Below are 23,234 nucleotides of genomic sequence, written 5' to 3'. Positions count from 1 at the left end.
ACCACACGAATTCGAAACAGTTTCGTAAATCAGTGTATCTGCTTTAGCGAGGTAAGTCAATGAAAGAGAACAGGCATAAGGCTTGTCAGATCAAGAAAAAAGGGTTGTCTCTGTTCGGTGAGAAAAAAGTATCGGGAACGATAAAAAAAGCTTTGACAAACAAAATATTATGCGTAATAATAGGCCTTACGAAACCGCTTTCGGTATAATTCGCTCAATTACGAAAATTAATAATTATAGTTTCGTAGCATCAAGATTGTACAGGCCAAGAAAAAGCGGAAACATGAATCCGGTTTCATAATGAATTGCAATTTAATTTCAGGGGGTAACGAACAAATGATTAAGAAGTTATCAGCAATACTTTTGGCTGGCGCACTAACCTTCTCGCTAGCAGCTTGCGGAAGCAGCGATTCAGCCGATCAAGGCGCACCTGCCAAAGGCGATAAAAAGGTCATCAAAATTTTACACTGGAAACAAGATAACATCAATAAAGCGATTGAAGAGATCAATAAGAAATTTGAAGAGAAGTATCCCGAGTATACGGTAGAGTATACCACTACGGGTCCGGATGACGAATACAAGCAGGCGCAGAGAGCAAGAATCACCGCCAATGACGTGGACGTCCTGGCCGATTTGTCGGGAATGAGACTCTCCCCGCAGGAATGGACGCCGGGCGCTAAAGTTCCCGATTGGCAGCAATGGATCGATACCGGATTGATTGCGGATTTATCCGGCCAAGCCTTCATTAAGAATTATAACGCAAACGATATCGAAAAAGCCGGAACTTATAACGATAAAGTATATGCCGTTCCTACAGGCAAGGTTGCGATGTCCGGTCTCTTCTACAATAAAGAAATCTTCGAGCAGAACGGCTTAAGCGTTCCGAAAACGTGGTCGGAGTTCATGAAGCTGAACGATGACTTGAAAGCCAAAGGCATCACACCGATTGTTGTAGCAGGTAAAGACGTATGGCCTTTGAAACTTCCAGTGTTCGCCCTGCAGGCCAAAATCCTGGGCGGCGGAGACCAGCAGAAATGGATCGAGGGCGTGTGGAAAGGCGAGACGGCTTATAACGATGAAGAAGCCATCGAGGTTTTGGAAAAAATGAAGACGCTTCAAGACAATTACATGATCGACGGCTTCATGGGGATCGATTATGCAACGGCGCCTTCCTATTTTGCAACAGGAAAAGCTGCGATGCTGGCTGACGGCTCTTGGGATGCCCCTACCGTTGCGGCAGCTAATCCAGAGCTGAAATTCGGTTACTTCCCGCTTCCGGCCACCGAGGATGCAGCGAAGAACGCCTCCTTTGTCGGCAAGTATGACGTAACGTGGTATGCAGCCGAGAAAGGTCCGAACAAAGAAGGAGCCCTGAAGTGGCTTGAATTCTTCTCGGAGCCGGAAAATTATACGACATTCGTGAAGGCAGCCGGATTCATTCCGACGCAGGACAACATTCAAACGGAAAGCGACTTCATTGACAATGAACTGACTCCTTATCTCGGCGAGTTTGAATTGGCGTACGAAATCATGATGATCAACCGCCAGAATATCGGCGAGCATCTGGCTGCAGAAGGCGTTCACACGGAATTCCTGGCACCGGGCGGACCATATAAAACGGCAAAAGAGCTGGCTGACATTCAGCAGAAAGAATGGGAAGCAGCCGCTCCGAAATAAACTTCTTCTATTATAAAGAGACTTGTATAGAAAGAACCATACTGTAATCGGGGTCTGTGCAGCAGGCCCCGACATGCATTGAAATGGATTTGCGAGGTGAGAGAGATGTATCCATTTGGAAAAGGGTTTAACCGCTTCATACCGTTATTGCTGCTATTGATACCGATGGCGTTATACATCGTTTTTTATTTCGGACCTTCGATCCTGACGGTCATCTATTCCTTTACCGATGTGAAGAACCTGCCGGGCAGCACCTATCAATTCGTCGGGCTTGATAATTACAGGGAGCTCTTCTTCTCGGGGAACTCAGGCGAGCGGTGGCGTTCGATCGTAAATACCCTGATCTTCATGTTCGTCGTGACGATTGTGCAAAACGGGGTCGCCCTGTTTATCGCCGTTATCATTAACCAGCGGCTGAAAGGCGATTACTTCTACCGCGCGGTATTCTTCCTGCCGGTCGTACTCGGCGTAGCCGTGGTTGCGCTGATCTGGGGCATGATGTTCGATCCGTTGAACGGACCGGTCAACCGCCTTTATGACGCTCTTTTCGGCTATCAGGACATGTTCTTCGGCAGCTTTACCCATGCGTTCGGTTATATTATTTTCGTTCAGATCTGGATGTACATGGGCTACTCCATGCTGATCTTTCTGGCTGGCCTCCAATCGGTTCCGAAGGATTTATACGAGGCTGGTCATATTGACGGCACCAACAAGTGGCAGTCTTTCCGCCACATTACCTTCCCTCTGATCGCTCCGTCCTTCACGGTGAATATGCTGTTATCCATTATCGGCGCCATGTCGACCTTCGATATCATACTGGCGACAACGGACGGTCGTTTCAATACTAGGACGATGGCTTACGACGTGTACAAGGAAACGTTCCGGGGAAGCTTGGAAATGGGCCTTCCTTCGGCACTGTCCGTGATCCAGTTCCTGATTATTCTCCTGTTTGTTGTCGTAGCCGTCAGACAGACGCGTAAGAGAGAGGTGGAATATTGATGCGAAATTCCAAAACCACGCAAATTCTCTCTTATGCTGTCATAGGTTTGCTGCTGATTCTGTACGTCGTTCCGCTTCTGCTCGTCTTCAATGTATCGCTCAAATCCTTCAACGAATACTTGCTCAACCCGATCGGAATCGTGAAGAACATCGAATGGGGCAACTATTCCCAGGCATGGTCTGAAGGCAATTTCGCGGGTTATTTTGCGAACAGCTTGATCTATACGGTGACGGCGACGGTGCTGACCATCATCGTATCGTTGTTTGCGGCGTTTCCGGTCGCACGCGGTTATGTGATGTGGAGCGGCTTTATCTACATGTTCTTTTTGCTGTCCCAGTTCCTTCCGAACCCGATGGTTGCGCAGTATAAATTGATGCTGTCCTTCAAGGAAAGCGTTTCGTTCTTCGGGTATGATACCAAGCTCGGCTATATCCTGCTGAAAACGACGGGGACGGGCGTGGTGTTCATGATGTTCGTCGGTTACATCAAGTCGATCAGCCGCGATTTGGATGAGGCGGCAGGCATGGATGGCTCCGGCTATATCCGTTACTTGTTCCAGATCATTCTGCCGCTGATGAAGCCGGTGATCGCAACGGGCGTCATTCTGACCGCCATCGGAATCTGGAACGATTTTGTCGGTCCGATCATGTATCTCCCGAGTCCGTCCAACTATCCCATTACGTTCGGCCTGAAAGAATTCAGAGGGCAGTACGGGAATAACTGGCCGCTGCTTGCATGCGGAATTACGATCGTTGCCGCACCATTGATCATTCTGTATACGTTCATACAGAAGTATCTGGTGGACGGTGCCCTGGCGGGAGCCGTCAAATCCTAAGGCATAGAGGGGAAGAAAAAGCGATATGAAATCAACGGGATGGAAGTTCAAGGGGGATCAGGGCGTCTTTACGCTGCGTCATCCTGAACGTCATAACTATTTATATTTTCCTTTGGTCAACGAGGCGGGCATGATGTCGGCCATCACGCCGAATCTTCACGGTGAAATGACCAGCAGCCACAATACGTTTTTGATGTCGCCGGTATCGGTGGAGGATCTTCATAATTCCAAGTCCGCGCGCAACTTTTGGGTGCACATCGACGGGCATGGCGCATGGTCCGTATCCGGAAACTCCGCCAAGCAGAATGCGAACCGGTTCATGCATCAGGAAGAAGAGGGCCAATTGGAAGCCGGGTTCCTATGGCACAAGCTGAAGCGGATGAACGGGGAGGCCGGGCTGCAAACGGAAGTTACCAGCTTCGTGCCGGTGACGGATGACCAGATCGAGTTAATGAAAGTAACGCTGACCAATGTAGGCCAGCAGACGCTTAAACTTACCCCTACCGCGGCTGTTCCGCTGTATGGCCGTTCGGCGGATGATCTGCGGGACCATCGTCATGTGACATCTCTGCTGCATCGGATTTATGTCCATCGGGAAGGGGTCGAAGTGCAGCCCGTGCTCTCGTTTGACGAACGGGGTCACCGTATCAATCGCGTATCCTACAGCGTGCTGGGTGCGGAGGGGGACGGCTCAGCCCCAATCGGTCATTTCCCGGTGCTCGAGGAATACATCGGGGAGGGCGGAGCTCTCGATTGGCCTGAGGCCGTCATTGCCAATAAGCCGGCATATGCGCAGGCTGGAGACTCCATGGAAGGGTACGAGGCCCTTGGCGGCCTGCGGTTCGCGGAGGCGGAGCTGCGGCCCGGTGAATCCAAAGCCTATGTTATGGCAATGGTCATAGCGAAGGATCGGGCAGACATCGAAAGGCTGTCCGAAACGTATTTATCGGAGAAGCGGTTTGATGAGCTGCTTGCGCAGAACGAAGCCTATTGGAATGAGAAACTGAATACGGTATTCTTCCAGACCGGTGATCCGCAGCAGGACCTATGGTTGAAATGGGTTACCCTGCAGCCGATCCTGCGCCGTTTATACGGGAATTCCTTTCTTCCTTATCATGATTACGGCCGAGGTGGCCGCGGATGGCGCGACTTGTGGCAGGATTGCCTGGCCTTGATGATTATGGAGCCTGCCGAGGTTCGGTATCTGCTGCTCAATAACTATGCGGGCGTCCGGATTGACGGAAGCAATGCTACGATCATCGGCACGAAGCCGGGCGAATTCGTTGCTGATCGGAACAACATTCCGCGCGTATGGATGGATCACGGCGCTTGGCCTTTCATGACCACGCTGCTTTACATCGATCAGAGCGGGGATATGGATTTTCTGAAGCAGCCGCAGACCTATTTCCGTGACGTATTCGTGAAACGCTGCCAGGAGAAGGACGCCGGATGGCTGCCTGAGCACGGGAATCGACTCTTGACCGTCAGCGGCGAGGTATACGAAGGTACGGTCCTGGAGCATATGCTGCTTCAAAATCTGGTGCCGTTCTTTAACGTCGGCGAACACAACAACATCAAACTCGAGGGAGCCGACTGGAACGACGGTCTGGACCTTGCTCCGGGCAGAGGGGAGAGCGTGGCCTTCACGGCGTTTTATGCCAGCAATTTGATGCAGCTTGGCGATCTGCTGCTGGCGTGGCAGGATACGGAAGGCGTCGAGCATGTGGAAATAGCGGAGGAAATGGCGGTGCTTCTCGATTCGGTGACGGCTCCCGTCTCGTACGAGGATGTGCAGGGCAAGCTGAATTTGCTGGATAGCTATTATGAGACCGTCAAGGTGTCCGTGACCGGGAACAAACGGAAATTCAGCATTGCGGACGTTGTGCAGGATTTGAAGCTGAAGGCGGATTGGCTCATTCAGCATTTGCGCTGCAACGAATGGATCACGAGCCAAGAAGGGTACTCCTGGTTTAACGGGTATTACAATAATGACGGCGCCCGCGTGGAAGGCGATCATCCCCTGGGCGTGCGGATGACGCTAACAGGCCAGGTCTTTGCCGTCATGGGCGGAATTGCGGACGATGAACAGATAGGGCACATCACGAAGTCGGTTGACCGTTACCTAAAAGACCCTAGCATCGGTTACCGCCTCAATTCGAACTTTGGCGAGATCCAACAAAACCTCGGGTGGGCATTCGGCTTCGCGTTCGGACATAAAGAGAATGGGGCCATGTTTAGCCATATGAGCGTCATGTACGCCAATGCGCTTTATAAGAGAGGTTTTGTCCAAGAGGGCTACGAGGTATTGCGTTCGATTTATGATCTGAGCCAGGATTTTGAACGCAGCCGCATGTATCCGGGCATTCCCGAGTACATTAACGAGAAGGGAAGAGGGATGTATCCCTACCTTACCGGGTCGGCAAGCTGGCTGCTGCTCACCATGCTGACCGAGGTGTTTGGAGTGAAAGGGAACCGGGGACATCTTCGCCTGGAACCGAAACTAAGGTCTGCTCAATTCGATGCCGACGGCCATGCCACGGTCACTACCGGGTTTGCCGGAAAACACCTTCAAATCGTATACGGCAATCCAAACCGGTTGGATTACGGAAGCTATGCGATTCAATCGGTTACGCTGAACGGTGAAAAGATACAGCTGCGCAGTCAAGAACCCGGGGCCGTCGAGCTAGATCGCAGCATGCTGTCTTCGTTATCCGGCAGCGAGCTGGCTTTGATTCACGTCGAGCTTGCTTGATTCGCACTTATAAAAATTACGGAAGCCCTGGCAGACAAGTCGGCCGGGGCTTCTTCATCATGAATGGAGCGATGGTTTGTGGGACATCAACTAGCGAACGGACGATTGGAAGTCGAAATAGCGAAAGTCGGACGTTATCAAGGCACGCGTTTTGACCGCACGGGTTTCATCACCCAGGTGAAATTGACCGAGAGCGGCCATACCTTCTGTGTTCATGAGTTTGCGGAAGGGTTTAACCCGCAGGCCGGGTCCGGGTTATGCAACGAGTTCGGACTCCATGAAGGGATGGGGTACGCGGAGGCTGAAGTTGGAGATTGGTTTCCTAAATTAGGGGTGGGCCTTCTTAAACGGGTCAGCGAGGCCCCGTATAACTTTCAGTATGCGTATCCGGCGGAGCCTTTCGATGTGGATGTCATTTCGGGTGACTCGAACATCTCCTATACGGTTCGTTCCAGGAGCATGAATGGTTATGCGGCAAGACTGGTGAAGAAGATCTCGATTGAAGATACCGTATTAACGATAGATTACGAGCTTATTAACGAAGGAAGCCGAAGCATCGATACGGAAGAGTATGTCCATAATTTCATAGGGATCAACGAGGAAGCGGTAGGACCCGAGTATAAGCTGAAGCTGCCGGTTCCTGTCCGGTTTACGGAGGTCGAATCTGACTATACCTCGGACTTGCTGTCTGTCCAGGATAACGAGATAGGCTGGACCGCCAGACCGCATAAGCCCTTCTATGGAAGAATGAAAGGCTTCAACGGCGGCGATTATCCATATTCATGGGAGCTGACGCACAGTGCCCACAGGGCAGGGGTAAGGGAGATCAGCGATTTTCCGGTTGCGCATATGGCCCTGTGGGGGACCGGACACGTTATTTCGCCGGAAGTGTTTGTTCGATTAAGCCTGGCCCCCGGAGAAAAGAGATCTTGGAGCAGAAAGTACCAATTCTTCTGCTGGTAACCGGAACAATTTAATGTGAATAATTACACTTGAAGGTCTATGGGATTGTTGCTATGATTAGCGTTAATTAGCATTCATAGTAGAGAAAGGGTGGAGAGTCTTTTGAGCAAGAGAGCATACAATTTTAACGCAGGACCTGCTGCATTGCCGCTTGAAGTGTTGGAGCGCGCCCAGGCCGAATTCGTCAATTACGGAAATACCGGCATGTCGATTATGGAAATGTCTCATCGCGGCGCCGTTTATGAAGCCGTTCATAACGAAGCGCAGGAGCGCCTGCTGTCCCTGCTGGGGAATCCATCCGGGTACAAGGTATTGTTCATCCAGGGCGGCGCAAGCACGCAATTCGCCATGATTCCGATGAACTTCCTGGGTCAAGGCCAGGTTGCGAACTACGTGATGACGGGAAGCTGGGCGGACAAGGCTATTAAAGAAGCCAAGCTGATCGGCGATACCCATGTGGCGGCATCTTCCGAAGAGAGCAAATACATGACTCTGCCCCGCATTCAAGACATTAAGCTGTCGGACAATGCAGCTTATCTCCATCTGACTTCCAATGAAACCATTGAAGGCACCCAGTTTAAGGAATTCCCGGATACCGGTTCCGTTCCGCTCATCGGTGATATGTCAAGCGATATTCTCAGCCGTCCATTCGATATGAACCAGTTCGCGATGGTGTATGCGGGTGCGCAGAAGAACCTCGGACCATCCGGCGTGGCGGTCGTGATCGTCAGAGAGGACATGATTACAGATTCTCCTAAACATCTGCCGACTATGCTCCGCTACAATACGTATTTGAAAAATAACTCGCTGTACAACACGCCGCCTTCTTTCGGCATTTACATGATCAACGAAGTGCTGAAGTGGATTGAGGAGAAGGGCGGCCTCCAAGGTGTTCAACAGTTGAATCGCAAGAAAGCGGCTCTGATCTATGATGCCATCGACAGCAGCGAAGGCTTCTACCGCGGCTGCGTGAACGCAGAGGTGCGTTCCGATATGAACATTACGTTCCGTCTTGCCTCCGAGGAGCTGGAGAAGGAATTCGTGAAGGCTTCGGAGCAAGCAGGTTTTGTCGGCCTCAAGGGCCACCGCAGCGTCGGCGGTTTGCGGGCTTCCGCGTATAATGCCGTTCCTTACGAGAGCGCTCAGGCCCTCGTGGAATTCATGCAGGAGTTCAAGAACAGCCACAGCTAATTTCATGAGATCAACGACGATAACCTTCCGCCAAGCTGGCGGAAGGTTATTTCTGGATATCCCGGGAATTCGGAAGGGAATCGGTTATAATAAGAATAAAAATAAACAGAAGAAAAGGTGGACTTATCAACATGGCATTACACATCGTACTAGTCGAACCGGAAATTCCAGCCAATACGGGCAATATCGCCAGAACCTGTGCCGCCACGGGCACGCATCTGCACCTGGTCCGTCCACTCGGCTTTAATACAGACGACAAGACATTGAAACGGGCCGGACTGGATTACTGGTACGCCGTACATATTGAATATCACGATTCCTTTGAGGAATTGCAGGCGCTCTATCCGGAAGGGCGTTATTTCTACGCTACGACGAAGGCTACCAAGCGTTACATGGACATCGAATATCAGGATGGGGATTTTTTGGTGTTCGGCAAAGAAACCAAGGGATTGCCTCCGGAACTGCTGGCCGCAAATGCCGAGCATTGCATCCGCATGCCGATGACGGATAAGGTCCGATCGTTGAATCTGTCCAACTCCGCAGCGATTATGGTATATGAGGCATTGCGCCAGCTGGATTTCCCGGGTATGGAATAAGAACAGCTGAAAAATCGCGCATTTTTGGGGAAAATCATCCAGTATACCTAGTTGATGTTGAAAAAAACTAAGAAATTCTTAACATCCAGCAGGATTCGACAACTTTTTATCGAACTATTATACTAGGCCCTTGTTATCAGTTCTGGAACTGTGGTGTCAGAAATCACTTGTTGAAAATGAAAGAGGTGTACAATCGTTATGAAACCTGCTGGTGTTGTCCGTAAAGTTGATCAGCTGGGAAGAATCGTTCTGCCTAAGTCTCTGCGCAAGAGATATCAAATGAACGAGGGGGATCCCGTAGAAATCCTTGTACAGGGGGACCATATTATATTGGAGCGCTATCGCCCGAAATGCGTCTTCTGTGGCTCCATGGACGGCGTAAGCGAGTTTAAGGAGCGCTATATCTGTTCGCAATGCATGTCCGAAATGCAGCAGCTTCCTAAACATGCCTAATGTCCTTATATGTGAACGATGAAATTCCTTTTGAGCATCGCTGATGAGCGGTGCCTTTTTTGTCCGAAAAAAAATAAAACTCCCCCGATATACGAGGGAGTCGCCTTACAGGCCTTTGGTTTTGTCATCGTTGTATGCCGCGGTCCAAATGCCAACCATATAAAGGGCGAATACGAGCATGACGATCCAAAATGTTAATGAGAACGACATTCATGCCACCTCCTGCTAAGCTAACTTTATTATAACCACCTTGGGCTAAAAAATAAACGAGAATATGAGTGCCGACTCTATCATTTGAAAAACAAGAAGTGCGTGGGTACCGGCCGCAGACTGCCGTCCGACGGCTTGTTCACGACGCGTCCGTTCAGAACAAGGGATGCGGAACCGCCGCCATCCAGGTTATAGGCGTCGATCACGCCCATTTTTTTCAGTTTGGTTTGCAGCTCTTGCAGCGTGGCTCCCGATTTCCCCTTCTCATCATATCCTTCGGTAACGAGGATGAGCAGCTGATCGTCCTTGTAATTGCCGATGACCGTGCGTGGTGCCCGGCCGGGAGTCGTTTTCCATTTGTCCGGGATCGTCGTTTTCCTGCCGTTTTGGAGCAGCACCGGCACAAAGGTGGCCCCGAACATCGGATCGAGCCGATCAAGGTCGCTCTGGCTGTAGAACTTGCCGCCGATCAGCTTGCCGGATTTGCTCAGGCCGACAAAGGCCAGATCCTTAAAGCTCGGTTGAAATCCCGAGACGTATTTGCCGTCGTAAAAGGTCGTGCTCAGCGGATGTCTGCCCCCGTTCCCGTCAGCGTATCCGCCGGCATTAATCCCCGCAACGGCGCCATGCCGGCTTACGGCGCGCATCGTGGTTTCGACGGATCCGGGTCTGCCGCTTTCGCTGCCGAGCGACATCTTCATTGCGGAAGGATCCTTCAGTTTGACCTTCATCGCATAGCCATGATAGGTGCCCGGATTGATCTTGTACAGTTCGATTCGAATCCGGTCGCTGTTGACCGTCTCGATCGGGACACCCAGTTTGGCTGTAATCCGGCGATTATAGATTTGCTCCGGCCGCGCGGCCTGTGATTCCGCTGTTTGCAGAATGGTTCCTACCGTAGCGGTCGTCTGCCGATAGAGCTTGGCCGTTTTTTCAATGGAGGATATCGTCTGTTCTGCTGAGACTGCAGCTTGATCCAGATCCTGCTTGATCACGGCGGACTGTTCCGATATGCTGCCCGACGGTATGTACTCCGCGGTTTCGTGCGACAGGCGCGGCGGCACGGTAATTAACCACATGCACAGCAGCATCCCGATAAAGGGTGCAATGGCAAGCATAAACGTGCGGTTTAACTGTTTGGGACGGATATACTTCAGTTTTCTCACTTCAGCAGCTCCATCTTGCGTTCCAGCTCTTTCAGCTGTTTCTCGACTTGGCTTAATTGACTGTACAGCTTGTTGCTGTTGTCCGTCTTGCCGCTGGCCTGATCCTTGGTAAAGGTCAGAAGCTCATTAAACGACTGAACCTTGCTCTGCATCTCGTCCATTTCCTGAACCAGCTCGTTAAACCTTTGGTCGTACTCCGCTTTGAATGCCGCCATCTCCTGGCGCGTATCCTGCTGCAGCTGCACCACGACTTGCTCTTTCAGATGATTGCTATATAGGTAGGCTGCGGTGGTACCCAGCCCGATCAGCACAATCCAAAATACCCAGAACCATTTGGCGGATGGCCCCTTTTGATGCACTTCCTCACGGGATTTATAGGGGGTATTGTTTTCCGGCTCCAACATTGGCATTTCATCACCCCTCAAAATCTATCATTTTTTCCAGGTATCATTCTATCATGTCAGGATTACTTTCGCAAAGACGAACCAATAGCACTTGTTTTTATGAAAAAGAGATTGCTTAGAAAGTTAGAGTGGGATACAATCTGTATAGATTTGATTATCAATTAGGATACATATAAGACATTCGCCATGCATGCCGTCATTATCCCTGCGCCTATAGGATTAATTAACCTTTTTTCTATGCGAATAACGGCTGGAATTTGCGTCTGTCCATATCTGCAAACAACGGGAATTCGCAATGACGGTAACGCAAGGAATTGACGGCGCTTACTTAATAGAGATGCTAGAGAGCCAAGTTTGTTGATACAGGAGGTCTATTAGAAAATGAATCAGGTTTGGCGGGTAGTTATCGTCGGAAGTCAACCTACAAGCATGCTGGGAACGAAATTGATTTTGGAAGAGCAGCAGGATCTGCTCGTTGAGGGAATGACATCCTCGGGTTCGGAAGGGCTTCGAATGGTCGAGGATTTGCTTCCTGACTTGGTACTATTGGATTATCATTTGTCGGATCATACGTCCGAAGCGGTGTTGGAGCAGATGAAGCTGCTGTCACCGAAGACCCATGTCGTCATTATGACCGATAATGACGGGCTTCCCTTGCTCCAGTCTTTGATCAGTCGCGGCGCGAGCGGCCTGTTGTCCAAGCAGGCATCCACTTTCCAGCTCATACATATGATTACCGGACTTCGGGAGGGCGTTGCCTCGCTGCCGCTCGACTGGGTAAGGCAAGGCATCTGGCCGCTGACGGCCTCTGCGATGAACGAAGGCGGGCTCCAGCTCTCCGAGACGGAGGCTTTTATAATGGAACGGATCGTCCAGGGCATTACGTACGACAAAATCGCCATGGAAATTCAGGTAAGCCGCCGCTCGATCGACAACTACCTTCGCAAAATATACGTGAAGCTCGGGGTTTCCACCCGTGCGCAGGCCATCGAGAAGTATGCCCTGTACACCCGCCAAGGCAGACAAATTTATGCCTAATGCAGGAATAAGGTTATAATATATAAATATCAGGAATACCTTTTAGAGGTTATATAAGAGGCTCCTGAATACAAAACCGAGGTTTTGATAACGGTTAGAGGGGGGACTTCCATGCAGTATTCCTTTGCTTCCCGTGCACAGACCCTTTTGTCATCCCCGCTGCGCGATATCAGGGAACTTGCGAAGCGGGATTCTTTTATTTCCTTGGCGGAAGAGCTGCCGGCTGAAGAGTTATTCCCTTTGCATTCTCTGGCGGAGGCGGCGACATCGGTGCTGTCCGAGGACCCGCTGGCCCTGCAGTACGGTGAGGCGGAAGGCTATGGGCCGCTCCGCGAGTGGCTGAGCGAGGACTTCTCCCGGCGGAAAGGCCTGAGCGTTCAGCCCCAGCATATTTTGCTGACGACAGGCACCCAGCAGGCCATCGATTTGCTGGTCAGGGTGTACGTGGATCCTGGGGATCCGGTGCTGGTGGAGAACCCGACCTCCCCCGGACTGCTTCAGGTGCTGCGTCTTCAAGGTGCCGTCATCGTTCCTGTGGAGGGAGATCATGACGGGATGCTGCCCGAGCATCTGGAGGCCATGATCCGGCAGCATAAGCCGAAGCTGCTTATGGCCGCGCCTAATTTTACCAATCCGACCGGCGTCATGTGGAGTTTGGAACGGCGTCAGCAGGTGCTGAAGCTATGCGTCTCGCATGGGCTTCTTGTCGTGGAGGATGATTCATACGGCGACCTTCATTTCGCGGATGCCAAGAATCCGAAGCCCCGCATTCCTTCCATCTTCTCGCTCGAAGAGCCGCAGGGAGGACATGTTCTGTATGTAGGCTCTTTCAGCAAAACCGTAGCCCCCGCGCTTCGAACGGGATGGGCCGCCGGGAGCCGGCGATTGATCGAGATGATGACGGCCGTGAAGCAGATGGCCGACTGGCAATCCAGCATGCTCAACCAGCGGATGCTGCACCATCTGCTGGAATCGAAGCATTTTAAGCTGGAGGATCATATCGACATGCTCAACCGGGAGTACGCAACGAGGCTCAAGCTGATGGTGGAGCTGCTGAAACGCAGCGCATGGAAGGATTCGAGGTACGCGGTACCGCCCGGCGGGATGTTTCTCTGGGTGCAGCTGCCCCCAGGGTTAAACGGGGATGCGCTCCTGAGGGCGGCCTTGCTGAAGGGAGCGGCATTCCTTCCGGGCTCGATGTGCTCGGCGGCAGATCGAACCAGGGAGTGCATCCGGCTGAATTTTACGCATCCCGGGCGGGATGAGCTGCTGCTCGGCATGAATCTTATCAGCGAAGCCGTGATGGAATTTACGGCCCGGAATTAGACATGGAAGATTTCCTTTTACGAACGCGTTGAACATAGCAAAGCTGCGGATCGAGCCAGGCTGATAGGCTCAATCCGCAGCTTTTTTTCATGGGCGGATTTGTATGGGTTTCAAGATCCGGTCTATATTCAGTCATTATGATTTCAATACGGTGGCATAGTCTGCCAAGGCCTGCACGCCTGCCGGCGTCAGCACGTAGCGTCCGCGGCTCACCCGGCGGAACCAGCCGTAGTAGTTGCGCTGCAGAATGTCTGCCGCCGAACCCACGCCGCTCCGATCCCGCACAGCCGCGGGAGAAATGCCGGGCGGCACTGCAGGGACAGCTTTTTCTTGGAGCTCACGCCCATCGGGGGCCGCTTCGTGCATGCTGCGCTGCTCCGCTTCCGCTGCATTCATGGCAGCAGCAACGCGCAGCGTTTTCTCGCGGTAAGCCGTCACCAGCTTGGCCCTCGTCACTCCGCCCGTGTTGTAATCGCCGCTGCGCTCCCGAAACTCGTACAGCAGGCGTTCCTTGCGCCTAATGGCGGTGCGGCCCTTCTGCACGGCCATCTCCGGCTCGCAGAGCACTTCGACGAAGGGCGCCTTGGTTTTGTAGAAGGTGACCGTGATGAGCCCCAATCCCAGTCGTCCGCAAAGCCCCGTCAGCTCGGACCAGCGCTGGTTGACCGCTCCTTTCTTCGCCCGGCTCTTCTCGACGGCCAGGTATACGTACGGGGTCAGCTTCAGCCGCTCAATGCCCTGGAGCAGAAGGGCCAGATTGAACGTTTTTTTCAGCTCCACGATCAGCGGTTCATCGGCGCCGTCTTTCATGCCGACCAGATCGCAATTTCGTACCTCGCCTTTGACTTCATATCCGTTTAATTCAAAAAAGGCCTTCAGGGGAGCGTACAGCTCGGCTTCATGCTTTATCGCCATGATGACTCTCCTTTTAATCGAAAGTTGCTAATGTTACGTCAATGTAATTTCAGTATAGCATGGGGACTGCTTTCGCGGCGTACCCGAGTGTAGAATGAACCGGTGGTTAGATAAAAAAGCATACGCGTGACTTCGAAAATAAGGTCAACTATTCCAAGCAAGCCGCATAGGTATGTAATACACTTTTTCGATAATGGAATGTTTTCTAATGACGCTGTGGAATGGAAGCCAATCCCCATAAACAGACTCATAGGAGGTAGCGATATGGATATTTTCGAACGCATAGCATCGTATCGGGCAGAAGGCGACCGTTTGGCGTGGAGCGGCACATTCAGGGAATACATTGAAATACTTAAGAAGGATCCCTCTCCAGCCATGACGGCCCATGCACGTGTATATGACATGATCGAATCCTACGGTTTCGAAGAGAGCGGGGGCCAGAAAAAATATAAGTTTTTTGAACAGGAAATCTTCGGCCTCGACCGGGCTGTCGAGAAACTCGTGGAGGAGTACTTCCATTCGGCAGCCCGCAGACTCGATGTGCGCAAACGCATACTGCTGCTTATGGGACCTGTCAGCGGCGGCAAATCCACGCTTGTCACGATGCTGAAGCGCGGCCTCGAGAAGCATTCCCGTACCGACCGCGGAGCGGTTTACGCGATCGCCGGATGCCCGATGCAGGAAGAGCCGCTGCATTTGATTCCGACGGAGCTAAGACCGGAGATCGAGAAGGAGCTCGGCGTCCGAATCGAGGGGAATTTGTGCCCGGCCTGCCAGCTTCGTCTTAAAACCGAGTACGGCGGCGATATCGAAAAGGTTGAAGTCGAGCGGATATTAATCTCCGAGGAGAACCGGGTCGGCATCGGCACATTCAGTCCGTCGGATCCCAAGTCGCAGGATATTGCCGATTTGACCGGCAGCATCGATTTCTCCACCATCACGGAATACGGCTCCGAATCGGATCCGCGCGCCTACCGGTTCGACGGCGAATTAAACAAAGCGAACCGCGGTTTGATGGAATTCCAGGAGATGCTGAAATGCGACGAAAAATTTCTGTGGAACTTGCTCTCCCTGACCCAGGAAGGGAACTTTAAGGCGGGCCGGTTCGCGCTGATAAGCGCGGATGAGCTGATCGTGGCCCATACCAACGAATCCGAGTATAAGGCGTTCATTGCCAATAAGAAAAACGAGGCCCTGCAATCCCGGATGATTGTCATGCCGATCCCGTATAATCTGCGAGTCAGCGACGAGGAGAAGATCTACTCGAAGCTGATCAGCCAAAGCGACATGAAGCATATCCATATCGCGCCGCACGCGCTTCGATCTGCCGCGATATTCTCCGTCTTGACGCGTCTGAAGGAAACGAAGAAGCAGGGCATGGATCTGATCAAGAAGATGCGCATGTACGACGGGGTGGAGGTTGAAGGTTATAAGGAAGCGGACCTGAAGGAGATGCAGAACGAATATCTGGAGGAAGGCATGTCCGGCATCGATCCGCGTTATGTCATCAACCGGATATCCAGTGCTTTGATTAAGCAGGATCTTCAGTGCATTAACGCGCTGGATATGCTGCGGGCGATCAAGGATGGGCTGGATCAGCATGCGTCCATTGCCAAGGAGGAGCGGGAACGCTACCTGAATTTCATTGCCGCCGCTCGCAAGGAGTATGACGATCTGGCCAAGAAGGAAGTCCAGAAGGCTTTTGTGTATTCCTTCGAGGAGTCCGCCAAGACGCTGTTCGAGAATTATTTGGATAACATCGAAGCGTTCTGCAACTGGACGAAAATCCGCGATCCGTTGACCGACGAGGAGATGGATCCGGACGAAAGATTAATGCGCTCGATCGAGGAGCAGATCGGCGTCTCGGAGAACGCAAAGAAGGCGTTCCGGGAGGAAATCATGATTCGTATCTCGGCTTATTCCCGCAAGGGCAAAAAGTTCGAGTACCATAATCATGAGCGCCTTCGGGAAGCGATTGAGAAGAAGCTGTTCACGGACCTCAAGGACATCGTCAAAATTACGACCTCGACCAAAACGCCGGATGCCGTGCAGCTGAAACGGATCAACGAGGTAAGCTCCAGGCTGATCGAGGAGCATGGGTACTGCCCGGTATGCGCCAATGAGCTGCTGCGTTACGTGGGCAGCCTGTTAAACCGGTAAGACCGAATACGATAATAGGATACGCGGAATGTCTGGAGAAGCCGCCCGTGGAATCGGGTGGCTTCTCCTCGTTTGGAGGGGGTTGCCCGATTGGTTGTGCAAATCTACGCACAATTAGGACTTTGGGATTATGCCGAGGTGGTAAATATAGGCTATAATGGACCCTAAGTACTTGAACCTGTGATATGGATCACCTATTTAGGAGTGGATTTTTCGAAATGATGGATGTTTCCCCGAAAAGACGCCAGCAGTTGGAGTATATCGGTTTGGACGAGCAAGGATTGGAGCTTCTCGCAAATCATCGTGAGGTATTTGCGAAGGTGGTTGAAGAGGTCGTGGACCGGTTTTACGCGCAGATCGGAACGCAGCCGCAGCTGATGCAGATTATCGGACGCACCTCGACCGTGGAACGGCTTAAGGAGACCCAGCGGGTGTATTGGATGTCGCTTGCTTCAGGAAGAGTGGACGATGCTTATATTGCCGAACGGATTAAGATCGGACAAGTTCACTCCAGAATCGGCCTGACCACGGACTATTACCTTGGAAGCTACATGGTTTATTTGGATATTGCCGCCGATTTACTGAAGCAGCTCGTACCGGATCAATGGATCCAAGTGGTGCATGCGCTGAGCAAGATGTTTAATCTGGACTCCCAGCTCGTACTGGAAGCTTACGAAATGAAAGAGAAAGAGAAAATCAGCAACCTGGCTTCGGATCAGCAAAAAATGTTGGAAGCGATTACAACCGCTGTTCAAGAATTGACGGCGATGATCGTGGAGCTGGATCAGAGCGCAGCGCTGATGGCCGACAACGCCATGAAAACGGCGGAGGCGCAGGATAAGGCGCATACGCTGACTTCCGAGCTGGGCGAAGAAATTTCGCATATCGAGCAGATGGGAAGTTTGATACGGGAAATTTCGGATCAGAGCCACCTGCTTGGCCTGAACGCGGCGATCGAGGCTGCCCATGCCGGGGAGTTAGGCAGAGGTTTCGAGGTGGTTGCCGGCGAAGTGCGGAAGCTGGCCACCAACTCCAAGAAGGCGATGGATGAGATTCAGGACAAGGTCAGCGGCATTATTCGCAAGCTGGGGCTCGTGGAGCAGGAATCGGAGAAAACGTCCGTGAACGCGCGTAATCAGGCAGCAAGCTCGCAGGAATTGGCCGCCTTCGTGAAAATGATGGAGAAGCTGGCCGATGATTTGGAATCGCTTCAACACGAATATGATATTCGGAAGCACGATATCGAGATCGAAACCTCATCCGAGAAGGTCAGCGTATAACAGGGTCAAGAAGCGAACGGATGACGTGCCTATATGTAAACGAACAGCAGCACCCGCGAATGGAGCAATCCTACTCATCGCGGGTGCTGCTGTGATATATACCGCTGTTTTGCTGCTTCAACCGCCGTTAAATAAACCGTCGATGCAGCTTCTTGCCGTCATAGGAGAACAGAATCGGTTTGCCTTCGATGATGCTGTGCAGATGCACGGGTTTGCCCCAGAGCCGGTAGACATAAGGGATGGTGCGCTCCATATACTTCAGGTCGAGCTCAATGCCCTCGTACAGATGCTTGATCATCAGCTCGCCGGAACGGAGATGATCGCCGTCGGTCACGACGAGAAACGGCGAGCCGCCGTTTACGCGGGAGACGACCAGCTGATCGCGGATGTTCTCCCATGCCTTGTCGGTGATTTTCCACTCCGGCCCTTTTTTCTCGAAGACATAGAGGTCCAGGTCCTCCACGAGTTCCTTTGTTAAATAATTGCGCAGGAAGGAAATATCGGAATCGTATTCGCGTACATCAAACATCTTCTCCCGATCCCAGCGGCGCTCGATATCCTCGAAGATTTTCAGACCCAGGTAGTAGGGGTTCAGGCTGTGGCGCGACGGCTGTACGACCGAGGCGTTGAGCTTGGCGAACTCCACCGTTTCCTCGCTGGTCAGGTCCATTTCCCGCAGGATGCGCTGATGCCAATACGAAGCCCAGCCCTCGTTCATGATTTTGGTTTCCATCTGCGGCCAGAAGTACAGCATCTCCTCGCGCAACATACTCATAATGTCCCGCTGCCAATCCTCCAGAATGTCGGAGTGCTCCTGAATGAACCACATGATGTCTTTTTCCGGCTCGGGCGGGAAGCGCTTGGTCGCCGCCGGCGATTTATCGGTTTGTTTGTCGCCGTCTTCGTCCATTTCCCATAAATCGTCATACCGGCCGGGAGGCTTCTGCCGCTTGGCTTCCTCCTTCTGCTCCTGCATCCGCCGTGCCGTATAGCGCTGTTTATCGAGTTTATCGGGCCTCACGATATGGGGATCCACATGCTCCTGAATCGCCAGCACGGCGTCGATGAACTGCTCAACCGCCTCCGTGCCGTGTTCGATCTCATAGCGGGAGATGCGCTCGGCCGTGGCAGACATGCTCTCGACCATATTGCGGTTGGAGACGGAGAAGCGGGCGTTGTTTTTGAAAAAATCGCAGTGTGCAAGGACGTGGGCGACAATGAGTTTATTCTGGATCAGGGAGTTGCCGTCCAGGAGAAACGCATAACACGGATTGGAGTTGATCACGAGCTCGTAGATTTTGCTTAGGCCGAAGTCGTACTGCATCTTCATTTTATTGAAGGTTTTACCGAAGCTCCAGTGGCTGAACCGGGTAGGCATGCCGTAGGCGCCGAAGGTGTATATGATGTCTGCCGGGCAGATCTCATATCGCATAGGGTAAAAATCAAGGCCGAAGCCTGTAGCGATCTCGGTAATCTCCGCAATGGAACGTTCCAGTTCCGCGATCTCGTCTTGGTGCACAAGAATCCCCCCTTCGTCATTAAAAACATGGTTCTTATCATTTATATGGAATCCTGCAGCAGATATGCGGGCAGAAGAGGGGGTGCCGGGAATATATACAGGCCTCTGTCAAAATTTGTGCATCATCTCGGTCTGCAGACTTAGTAACCTGCCCGACTATGTAACGGTGACCTCCAGAATGCTTTGCGTTATAATGGGAATAATCCAGCGGTTTGGAAGACTTACCCATTTATTAACCGATGGATAATAAGATGAGGTCAGGGAGGCAAATGAATGATCGATTTTCCTAAGCCCGATGTGGAGCAATTTTTTCAAACGTATGGCATTCGTACCTTCGGAATCAGTGCAGACGAGTCACGGCTTGTATTCAGCAGCAGTCTAAACGGAAAGTTCAATTTATGGGCCATGGAGTTAGAAGGGGAGACATCCTACCCTTATCCGCTTACATACAATGACCAGATCGCAAGCTTCATTAAGCTGGACCCGGAAGGGCGGCATATCTTGACGGCGTTTGACCGCGACGGGAATGAGAATTATCAGTTTCATGCGCTGCGCTGGAACGGCGGCGAGCCGATGCCTTTGTTCGAAGGGGCGGATGCGGAGGACAAACATTATTTCGTGCATCTGTCAGAGGACGGCAAGCGACTGTATTATGTCACGTCGAAGGGGAATCCGTCCTTCCTGAATTCGCGCGTTTATCATCTGGACACCAAGGAGGATCATTTGCTGCATGAGGGCGAGGCGACATCGACCGAAATGTGTGCCGTGAGCCCCGACGAGAAAACCATCGCGTATACGAAAATGTATGCCAACACCTACTATGTTAGTTACGTGAAGCGAGAGGGCGAAGAGCCGCTGTGCTTGACGCCTACGCCTGAACAGGTGCATATTTCGGGGGATGTGCTGTTTGTCAGCAATGACCAGGTCATTTTTGCAACAGACTATGAATCCGAATTTTCTTATGTGGCCCGTTACGACATCCCGCAGCGGAAGTTTGAACCCCTGTGCCGCATCGACCGGGAGAGCATCCAGCTCTTGCGCTTCCATAAGGATTCACGAACCCTGTACATCGTTACGGAAAAAGGGGTAGAGGATCGACTGTATGCCTATTCGCTCGACAGCGGTGAGTTAACCCCCATTCCTCTTCCATCGGACATCGTGGAGCAGCTGAACGTCACGAAGTCCGGCAATCTGTACCTGCTCGCCCGAGGTGCGGTGAAGCCGCTTAACATTTACCGTTATGCAGGCGGCTCATGGAGCCCGATCACAAAGAACGTGCTGACAGGGTTGACCGATGAGGACTTGGTGACGCCGGATGTCGTGACGTATCCATCTTTTGACGGGATGGAGATCGAGGCCCTCCTGTTCCGCGCCAAAGACAACGTAGCCAACGGTTATACGGTGTTTTGGCCGCATGGCGGCCCGCAAGCCTCGGAGCGCAAGCAGTTCCGCTCCATGTTCCAGTATATCCTGGCCAAAGGGTATCACATCTTCTGCCCGAACTTCCGGGGAAGCACCGGTTACGGCAGCTCCTTCGTGAAATTGGTGGAGCAGGATTGGGGCGAGGGACCGCGCAAGGACTGCTTGGCAGGCATGGATTGGCTGTTCGAGCAAGGGATTTCGAGCCGCGAGAAGCTCTTCGTGATGGGCGGAAGCTACGGCGGTTATATGACCCTGCTGCTGGCGGGCCGGAATCCGGAGTATTTCAAGGCGGCCATCGACATCGTCGGGGTCAGCAACCTGTTTACCTTCTACGATTCGGTGCCGGAACACTGGAAACCGATTATGGAGCGCTGGATAGGCGATCCCGAGCGGGATAAAGAACGCTTCATCAAGGATTCGCCGATTACGTATCTGGATGATATGGCGAACCCGATGCTCATCATCCAGGGAGCCAACGATCCGCGCGTCGTTAAAGAGGAGTCGGACCAAATCGTCGAGGCCTTGAGAGCCAAGGGCCGTGACGTGGAGTATCTTGTGTTCGAAGACGAGGGGCATGGGATTACGAAGAAGGCCAACGAAAAGATCGCTTATGCACGGATGGTCGAATTCCTGAAGCGCAATCATTAAGCGTCCCATAAAAAAGAGGCATGCTCGAGGTCCAAACGGACCCTGAGGCATGCCTCTTCCTTATTGACCCGGATGATCCAGATCCTCTCTTGGATTCCAGAGCTTGATTCCGTCGTCCTCCAGTATGCCCAAGGTCACGTCCGAGATGTTCGGATCCTGGGTCAACAGGGCGTTGATTCTCATTTTGGATTGTCCGGCCTCGGCCAGGGTCATCCCTTTCTTCAGCTCGATGTAGGCTTCCACATGATAATTACGGCCTTCCTGCAGAATACGCAGACGATTGATGTCACGAACATCCGGATCGGCAAGAATGATTCCGGAGATCTTCTCTTCCACGTCCTTCGGAGCGGCCACCCCGATTAAACCGACCATGTTGTCATATCCGACCTTAAAGGCTACGCCCACCATCAGACAGCCGATCAGGATCGTGGCGATTCCGTCCAGAATGAGGAAATTGAAGAAATGCGCGAACACGATGGCGATCAGCGCGAAGAGGGCGCCAAGCGTTGCAACAATATCTTCATAGAACACAAGCCGTGTCGGCGGGGCGGCGCGGCCGGCATTTTTGAAAGCGGCGGGCAGCAAGGAAAGTCCCGATGCTTCGGCGCGGGTCTCCTTCATAATTTCTTTCATGGCTTTAACCAGGATGGAACCGTCAATGATAACAGCAATGGCCAGCACAATGAAATTGAGCCAGAAATTCGTGGCTTCTTCCGGATGTTTTAAAAGCTTGAAGCCCTTCAGTATCGTTTCATAGGCCATGATGGTGACCACGATCACCGCGACCATGCAGACCAGGTTAATGACCCTGCCGAAGCCGGTGGGGAACTTCTTGGTCGGCTTCCGCTCGGCCAGGACGCTGCCTACGAATACGAATCCCTGATTCACGGCATCGGCCACCGAATGCATGGCGGAGGCAAACATCGTCCCGCTGCCGCTGATGGAAGCGGCAATCCCCTTGATGATGGCCAATCCCGTATTGCCCAGTGCGGCAATGGCGGATGAGGTATTTCCTTTCTTAATGAGCTGCCATGTGTTATTCAATCCAAACCCTCCGTCTATCATGTCGATTTTTAGTGGAATCCGAAGTATATATTATCATATCGTGCCAAATTAAGGATATCCCTCTCTTTTAGATTGAGATAAGATTACACAAAAATTACTTAACATGTTTTTTGTTACATTAAACATGATTTACTCATATCTTTATTTCTTGCCCAATACATTAAGAATATAGTGGAAAATAAAGGATGAGTGAAGCGTAGGAGGCTGGTTAGCGGTCTTTGGCATGAAGTGGAGAATCGTTTGTGACCCCTTGATATCCAAGCGGGAACTGCCTTGCAGCAAAGTGAATAAACATGAGGAGGAAATGTTATGAAAGCGTTAACAAGTCCGGAGGCAGCCAAAGGCAAGGCGAACGAGGAATGGGGCCTGATCATATGCTCCAGATGCGATGAGATGGTGGACACGATTCCGACCGACGGAGTGAAAATCATTTATGGATTTTGCGGAAAAGGGGAATGCAAGGGCACGGACTTTCAGAACTGAATGATCGTGGCGATTAGCGGAATGAATAACGAGCATGCTTAAGGGAGGAATCTTCCTGAAAGCATGCTTTTTTTTGGATTTATAACCTTTTTTGATGGGTATAACAAAAATTATTGATACTTTATTATGCA

Annotated in this window: 19 protein-coding genes; 14 read left to right on the top strand and 5 right to left on the bottom strand. The window is 51.8% G+C overall.

Translation table 11 applies throughout. From position 1 onward, the window contains the following. The first annotated feature begins 336 nt into the window (after positions 1-336). The 8 genes from MHH82_RS25650 (at position 337) to MHH82_RS25615 (ending at position 9,467) form a co-directional block, all read left to right on the top strand. Positions 337-1,677 carry an ABC transporter substrate-binding protein gene (locus MHH82_RS25650; RefSeq protein ID WP_015737109.1) on the top strand — a complete coding sequence of 447 codons (1,341 nt, stop codon included), beginning with the start codon at positions 337-339 and terminating at the stop codon, positions 1,675-1,677. 105 nt (positions 1,678-1,782) lie between these two features. Next, positions 1,783-2,676, top strand: coding sequence for a carbohydrate ABC transporter permease (locus MHH82_RS25645; protein ID WP_009595691.1), 894 nt, complete (start codon positions 1,783-1,785; stop codon positions 2,674-2,676). After that, complete coding sequence (locus MHH82_RS25640) at positions 2,676-3,512, top strand: carbohydrate ABC transporter permease (RefSeq protein WP_009595751.1); 837 nt, start codon at positions 2,676-2,678, stop codon at positions 3,510-3,512. The genes MHH82_RS25645 and MHH82_RS25640 overlap by 1 nt, the downstream gene beginning before the upstream one ends. A 25-nt stretch (positions 3,513-3,537) precedes the next feature. After that, on the top strand, positions 3,538-6,264 hold the full coding sequence (locus MHH82_RS25635; protein ID WP_340968441.1) for a GH36-type glycosyl hydrolase domain-containing protein: 2,727 nt from the start codon (positions 3,538-3,540) through the stop codon (positions 6,262-6,264). Between the two features lie 78 nt (positions 6,265-6,342). After that, positions 6,343-7,227 (top strand): hypothetical protein, encoded by an 885-nt coding sequence (locus MHH82_RS25630; RefSeq protein ID WP_251498242.1) that lies wholly within the window; start codon positions 6,343-6,345, stop codon positions 7,225-7,227. A gap of 102 nt (positions 7,228-7,329) precedes the next feature. Beyond that, positions 7,330-8,418: a 3-phosphoserine/phosphohydroxythreonine transaminase gene (gene serC, locus MHH82_RS25625; protein WP_036659944.1), complete on the top strand. Its 1,089-nt coding sequence runs from the start codon at positions 7,330-7,332 to the stop codon at positions 8,416-8,418. Positions 8,419-8,549: 131 nt separating this feature from the next. Beyond that, a complete protein-coding gene (gene trmL / locus MHH82_RS25620; protein ID WP_036659940.1) occupies positions 8,550-9,014 on the top strand; it encodes a tRNA (uridine(34)/cytosine(34)/5-carboxymethylaminomethyluridine(34)-2'-O)-methyltransferase TrmL in 465 nt (154 codons plus the stop codon). A 198-nt stretch (positions 9,015-9,212) separates the two neighbouring features. Then, positions 9,213-9,467 (top strand): AbrB/MazE/SpoVT family DNA-binding domain-containing protein, encoded by a 255-nt coding sequence (locus MHH82_RS25615; RefSeq protein ID WP_009595823.1) that lies wholly within the window; start codon positions 9,213-9,215, stop codon positions 9,465-9,467. A 290-nt stretch (positions 9,468-9,757) separates the two neighbouring features. On the opposite strand, the gene MHH82_RS25610 is transcribed toward MHH82_RS25615, so the two are convergent. Continuing rightward, on the bottom strand, positions 9,758-10,843 hold the full coding sequence (locus tag MHH82_RS25610) for a phosphodiester glycosidase family protein (protein ID WP_340968438.1): 1,086 nt from the start codon (positions 10,841-10,843) through the stop codon (positions 9,758-9,760). Next, the gene (locus MHH82_RS25605) at positions 10,840-11,247 is read right to left on the bottom strand and encodes a hypothetical protein (protein WP_009595774.1); all 408 of its coding nucleotides are present in this window, start codon (positions 11,245-11,247) and stop codon (positions 10,840-10,842) included. Before MHH82_RS25605 ends, MHH82_RS25610 begins: the two co-directional genes overlap by 4 nt. A 381-nt stretch (positions 11,248-11,628) precedes the next feature. Between MHH82_RS25605 and MHH82_RS25600 the strand changes: the two genes are divergently transcribed. Together MHH82_RS25600 and MHH82_RS25595 are read left to right on the top strand one after the other, a co-directional pair. After that, positions 11,629-12,285, top strand: coding sequence for a DNA-binding response regulator (locus MHH82_RS25600; RefSeq protein ID WP_009595829.1), 657 nt, complete (start codon positions 11,629-11,631; stop codon positions 12,283-12,285). Positions 12,286-12,396: 111 nt separating this feature from the next. Continuing rightward, positions 12,397-13,611, top strand: coding sequence for an aminotransferase-like domain-containing protein (locus MHH82_RS25595; protein WP_036659934.1), 1,215 nt, complete (start codon positions 12,397-12,399; stop codon positions 13,609-13,611). 135 nt (positions 13,612-13,746) lie between these two features. Here MHH82_RS25595 and MHH82_RS25590 read toward each other — a convergent pair whose 3' ends face one another. Beyond that, a complete protein-coding gene (locus MHH82_RS25590) occupies positions 13,747-14,526 on the bottom strand; it encodes a DUF2161 family putative PD-(D/E)XK-type phosphodiesterase (RefSeq protein ID WP_036659932.1) in 780 nt (259 codons plus the stop codon). Between the two features lie 264 nt (positions 14,527-14,790). Between MHH82_RS25590 and MHH82_RS25585 the strand changes: the two genes are divergently transcribed. Then, positions 14,791-16,686, top strand: coding sequence for a PrkA family serine protein kinase (locus MHH82_RS25585; RefSeq protein WP_340968435.1), 1,896 nt, complete (start codon positions 14,791-14,793; stop codon positions 16,684-16,686). Between the two features lie 218 nt (positions 16,687-16,904). Continuing rightward, positions 16,905-17,966 (top strand): globin-coupled sensor protein, encoded by a 1,062-nt coding sequence (locus MHH82_RS25580; protein ID WP_251498236.1) that lies wholly within the window; start codon positions 16,905-16,907, stop codon positions 17,964-17,966. 127 nt (positions 17,967-18,093) lie between these two features. Here the strand turns inward: MHH82_RS25580 and MHH82_RS25575 are convergent, their stop codons facing one another. Continuing rightward, positions 18,094-19,485, bottom strand: a complete 1,392-nt coding sequence (locus MHH82_RS25575) for a SpoVR family protein (RefSeq protein WP_036659928.1) — start codon at positions 19,483-19,485, stop codon at positions 18,094-18,096. A 273-nt stretch (positions 19,486-19,758) separates the two neighbouring features. On the opposite strand from MHH82_RS25575, the gene MHH82_RS25570 reads away from it, so the two are divergent. Further along, positions 19,759-21,555, top strand: a complete 1,797-nt coding sequence (locus MHH82_RS25570) for a S9 family peptidase (protein WP_036659926.1) — start codon at positions 19,759-19,761, stop codon at positions 21,553-21,555. A gap of 60 nt (positions 21,556-21,615) precedes the next feature. On the opposite strand, the gene MHH82_RS25565 is transcribed toward MHH82_RS25570, so the two are convergent. Beyond that, entirely contained in the window at positions 21,616-22,599 is a 984-nt protein-coding gene (locus MHH82_RS25565) for a cation diffusion facilitator family transporter (protein WP_015737096.1), read from the bottom strand. 330 nt (positions 22,600-22,929) lie between these two features. Here MHH82_RS25565 and MHH82_RS25560 point away from each other — a divergent pair, with 330 nt between their 5' ends. Next, on the top strand, positions 22,930-23,103 hold the full coding sequence (locus MHH82_RS25560; RefSeq protein ID WP_015737095.1) for a GapA-binding peptide SR1P: 174 nt from the start codon (positions 22,930-22,932) through the stop codon (positions 23,101-23,103). Positions 23,104-23,234 lie beyond the last annotated feature (131 nt).

The sequence above is a fragment of the Bacillus sp. FSL K6-6540 genome, assembly GCF_038007545.1.
This window is presented reverse-complemented; position numbering and strand designations above follow the sequence as displayed.

Bases quoted from the DNA above. Each gene is read 5' to 3' on its own strand.
- MHH82_RS25650 (WP_015737109.1), top strand. From the start codon at position 337: ATGATTAAGAAGTTATCAGCAATACTTTTGGCTGGCGCACTAACCTTC.
- MHH82_RS25645 (WP_009595691.1), top strand. From the start codon at position 1,783: ATGTATCCATTTGGAAAAGGGTTTAACCGCTTCATACCGTTATTGCTG.
- MHH82_RS25640 (WP_009595751.1), top strand. From the start codon at position 2,676: ATGCGAAATTCCAAAACCACGCAAATTCTCTCTTATGCTGTCATAGGT.
- MHH82_RS25635 (WP_340968441.1), top strand. From the start codon at position 3,538: ATGAAATCAACGGGATGGAAGTTCAAGGGGGATCAGGGCGTCTTTACG.
- trmL (WP_036659940.1), top strand. From the start codon at position 8,550: ATGGCATTACACATCGTACTAGTCGAACCGGAAATTCCAGCCAATACG.
- MHH82_RS25615 (WP_009595823.1), top strand. From the start codon at position 9,213: ATGAAACCTGCTGGTGTTGTCCGTAAAGTTGATCAGCTGGGAAGAATC.
- MHH82_RS25605 (WP_009595774.1), bottom strand. From the start codon at position 11,247: ATGTTGGAGCCGGAAAACAATACCCCCTATAAATCCCGTGAGGAAGTG.
- MHH82_RS25600 (WP_009595829.1), top strand. From the start codon at position 11,629: ATGAATCAGGTTTGGCGGGTAGTTATCGTCGGAAGTCAACCTACAAGC.
- MHH82_RS25595 (WP_036659934.1), top strand. From the start codon at position 12,397: ATGCAGTATTCCTTTGCTTCCCGTGCACAGACCCTTTTGTCATCCCCG.
- MHH82_RS25590 (WP_036659932.1), bottom strand. From the start codon at position 14,526: ATGGCGATAAAGCATGAAGCCGAGCTGTACGCTCCCCTGAAGGCCTTT.
- MHH82_RS25585 (WP_340968435.1), top strand. From the start codon at position 14,791: ATGGATATTTTCGAACGCATAGCATCGTATCGGGCAGAAGGCGACCGT.
- MHH82_RS25580 (WP_251498236.1), top strand. From the start codon at position 16,905: ATGATGGATGTTTCCCCGAAAAGACGCCAGCAGTTGGAGTATATCGGT.
- MHH82_RS25570 (WP_036659926.1), top strand. From the start codon at position 19,759: ATGATCGATTTTCCTAAGCCCGATGTGGAGCAATTTTTTCAAACGTAT.
- MHH82_RS25560 (WP_015737095.1), top strand. From the start codon at position 22,930: ATGAAAGCGTTAACAAGTCCGGAGGCAGCCAAAGGCAAGGCGAACGAG.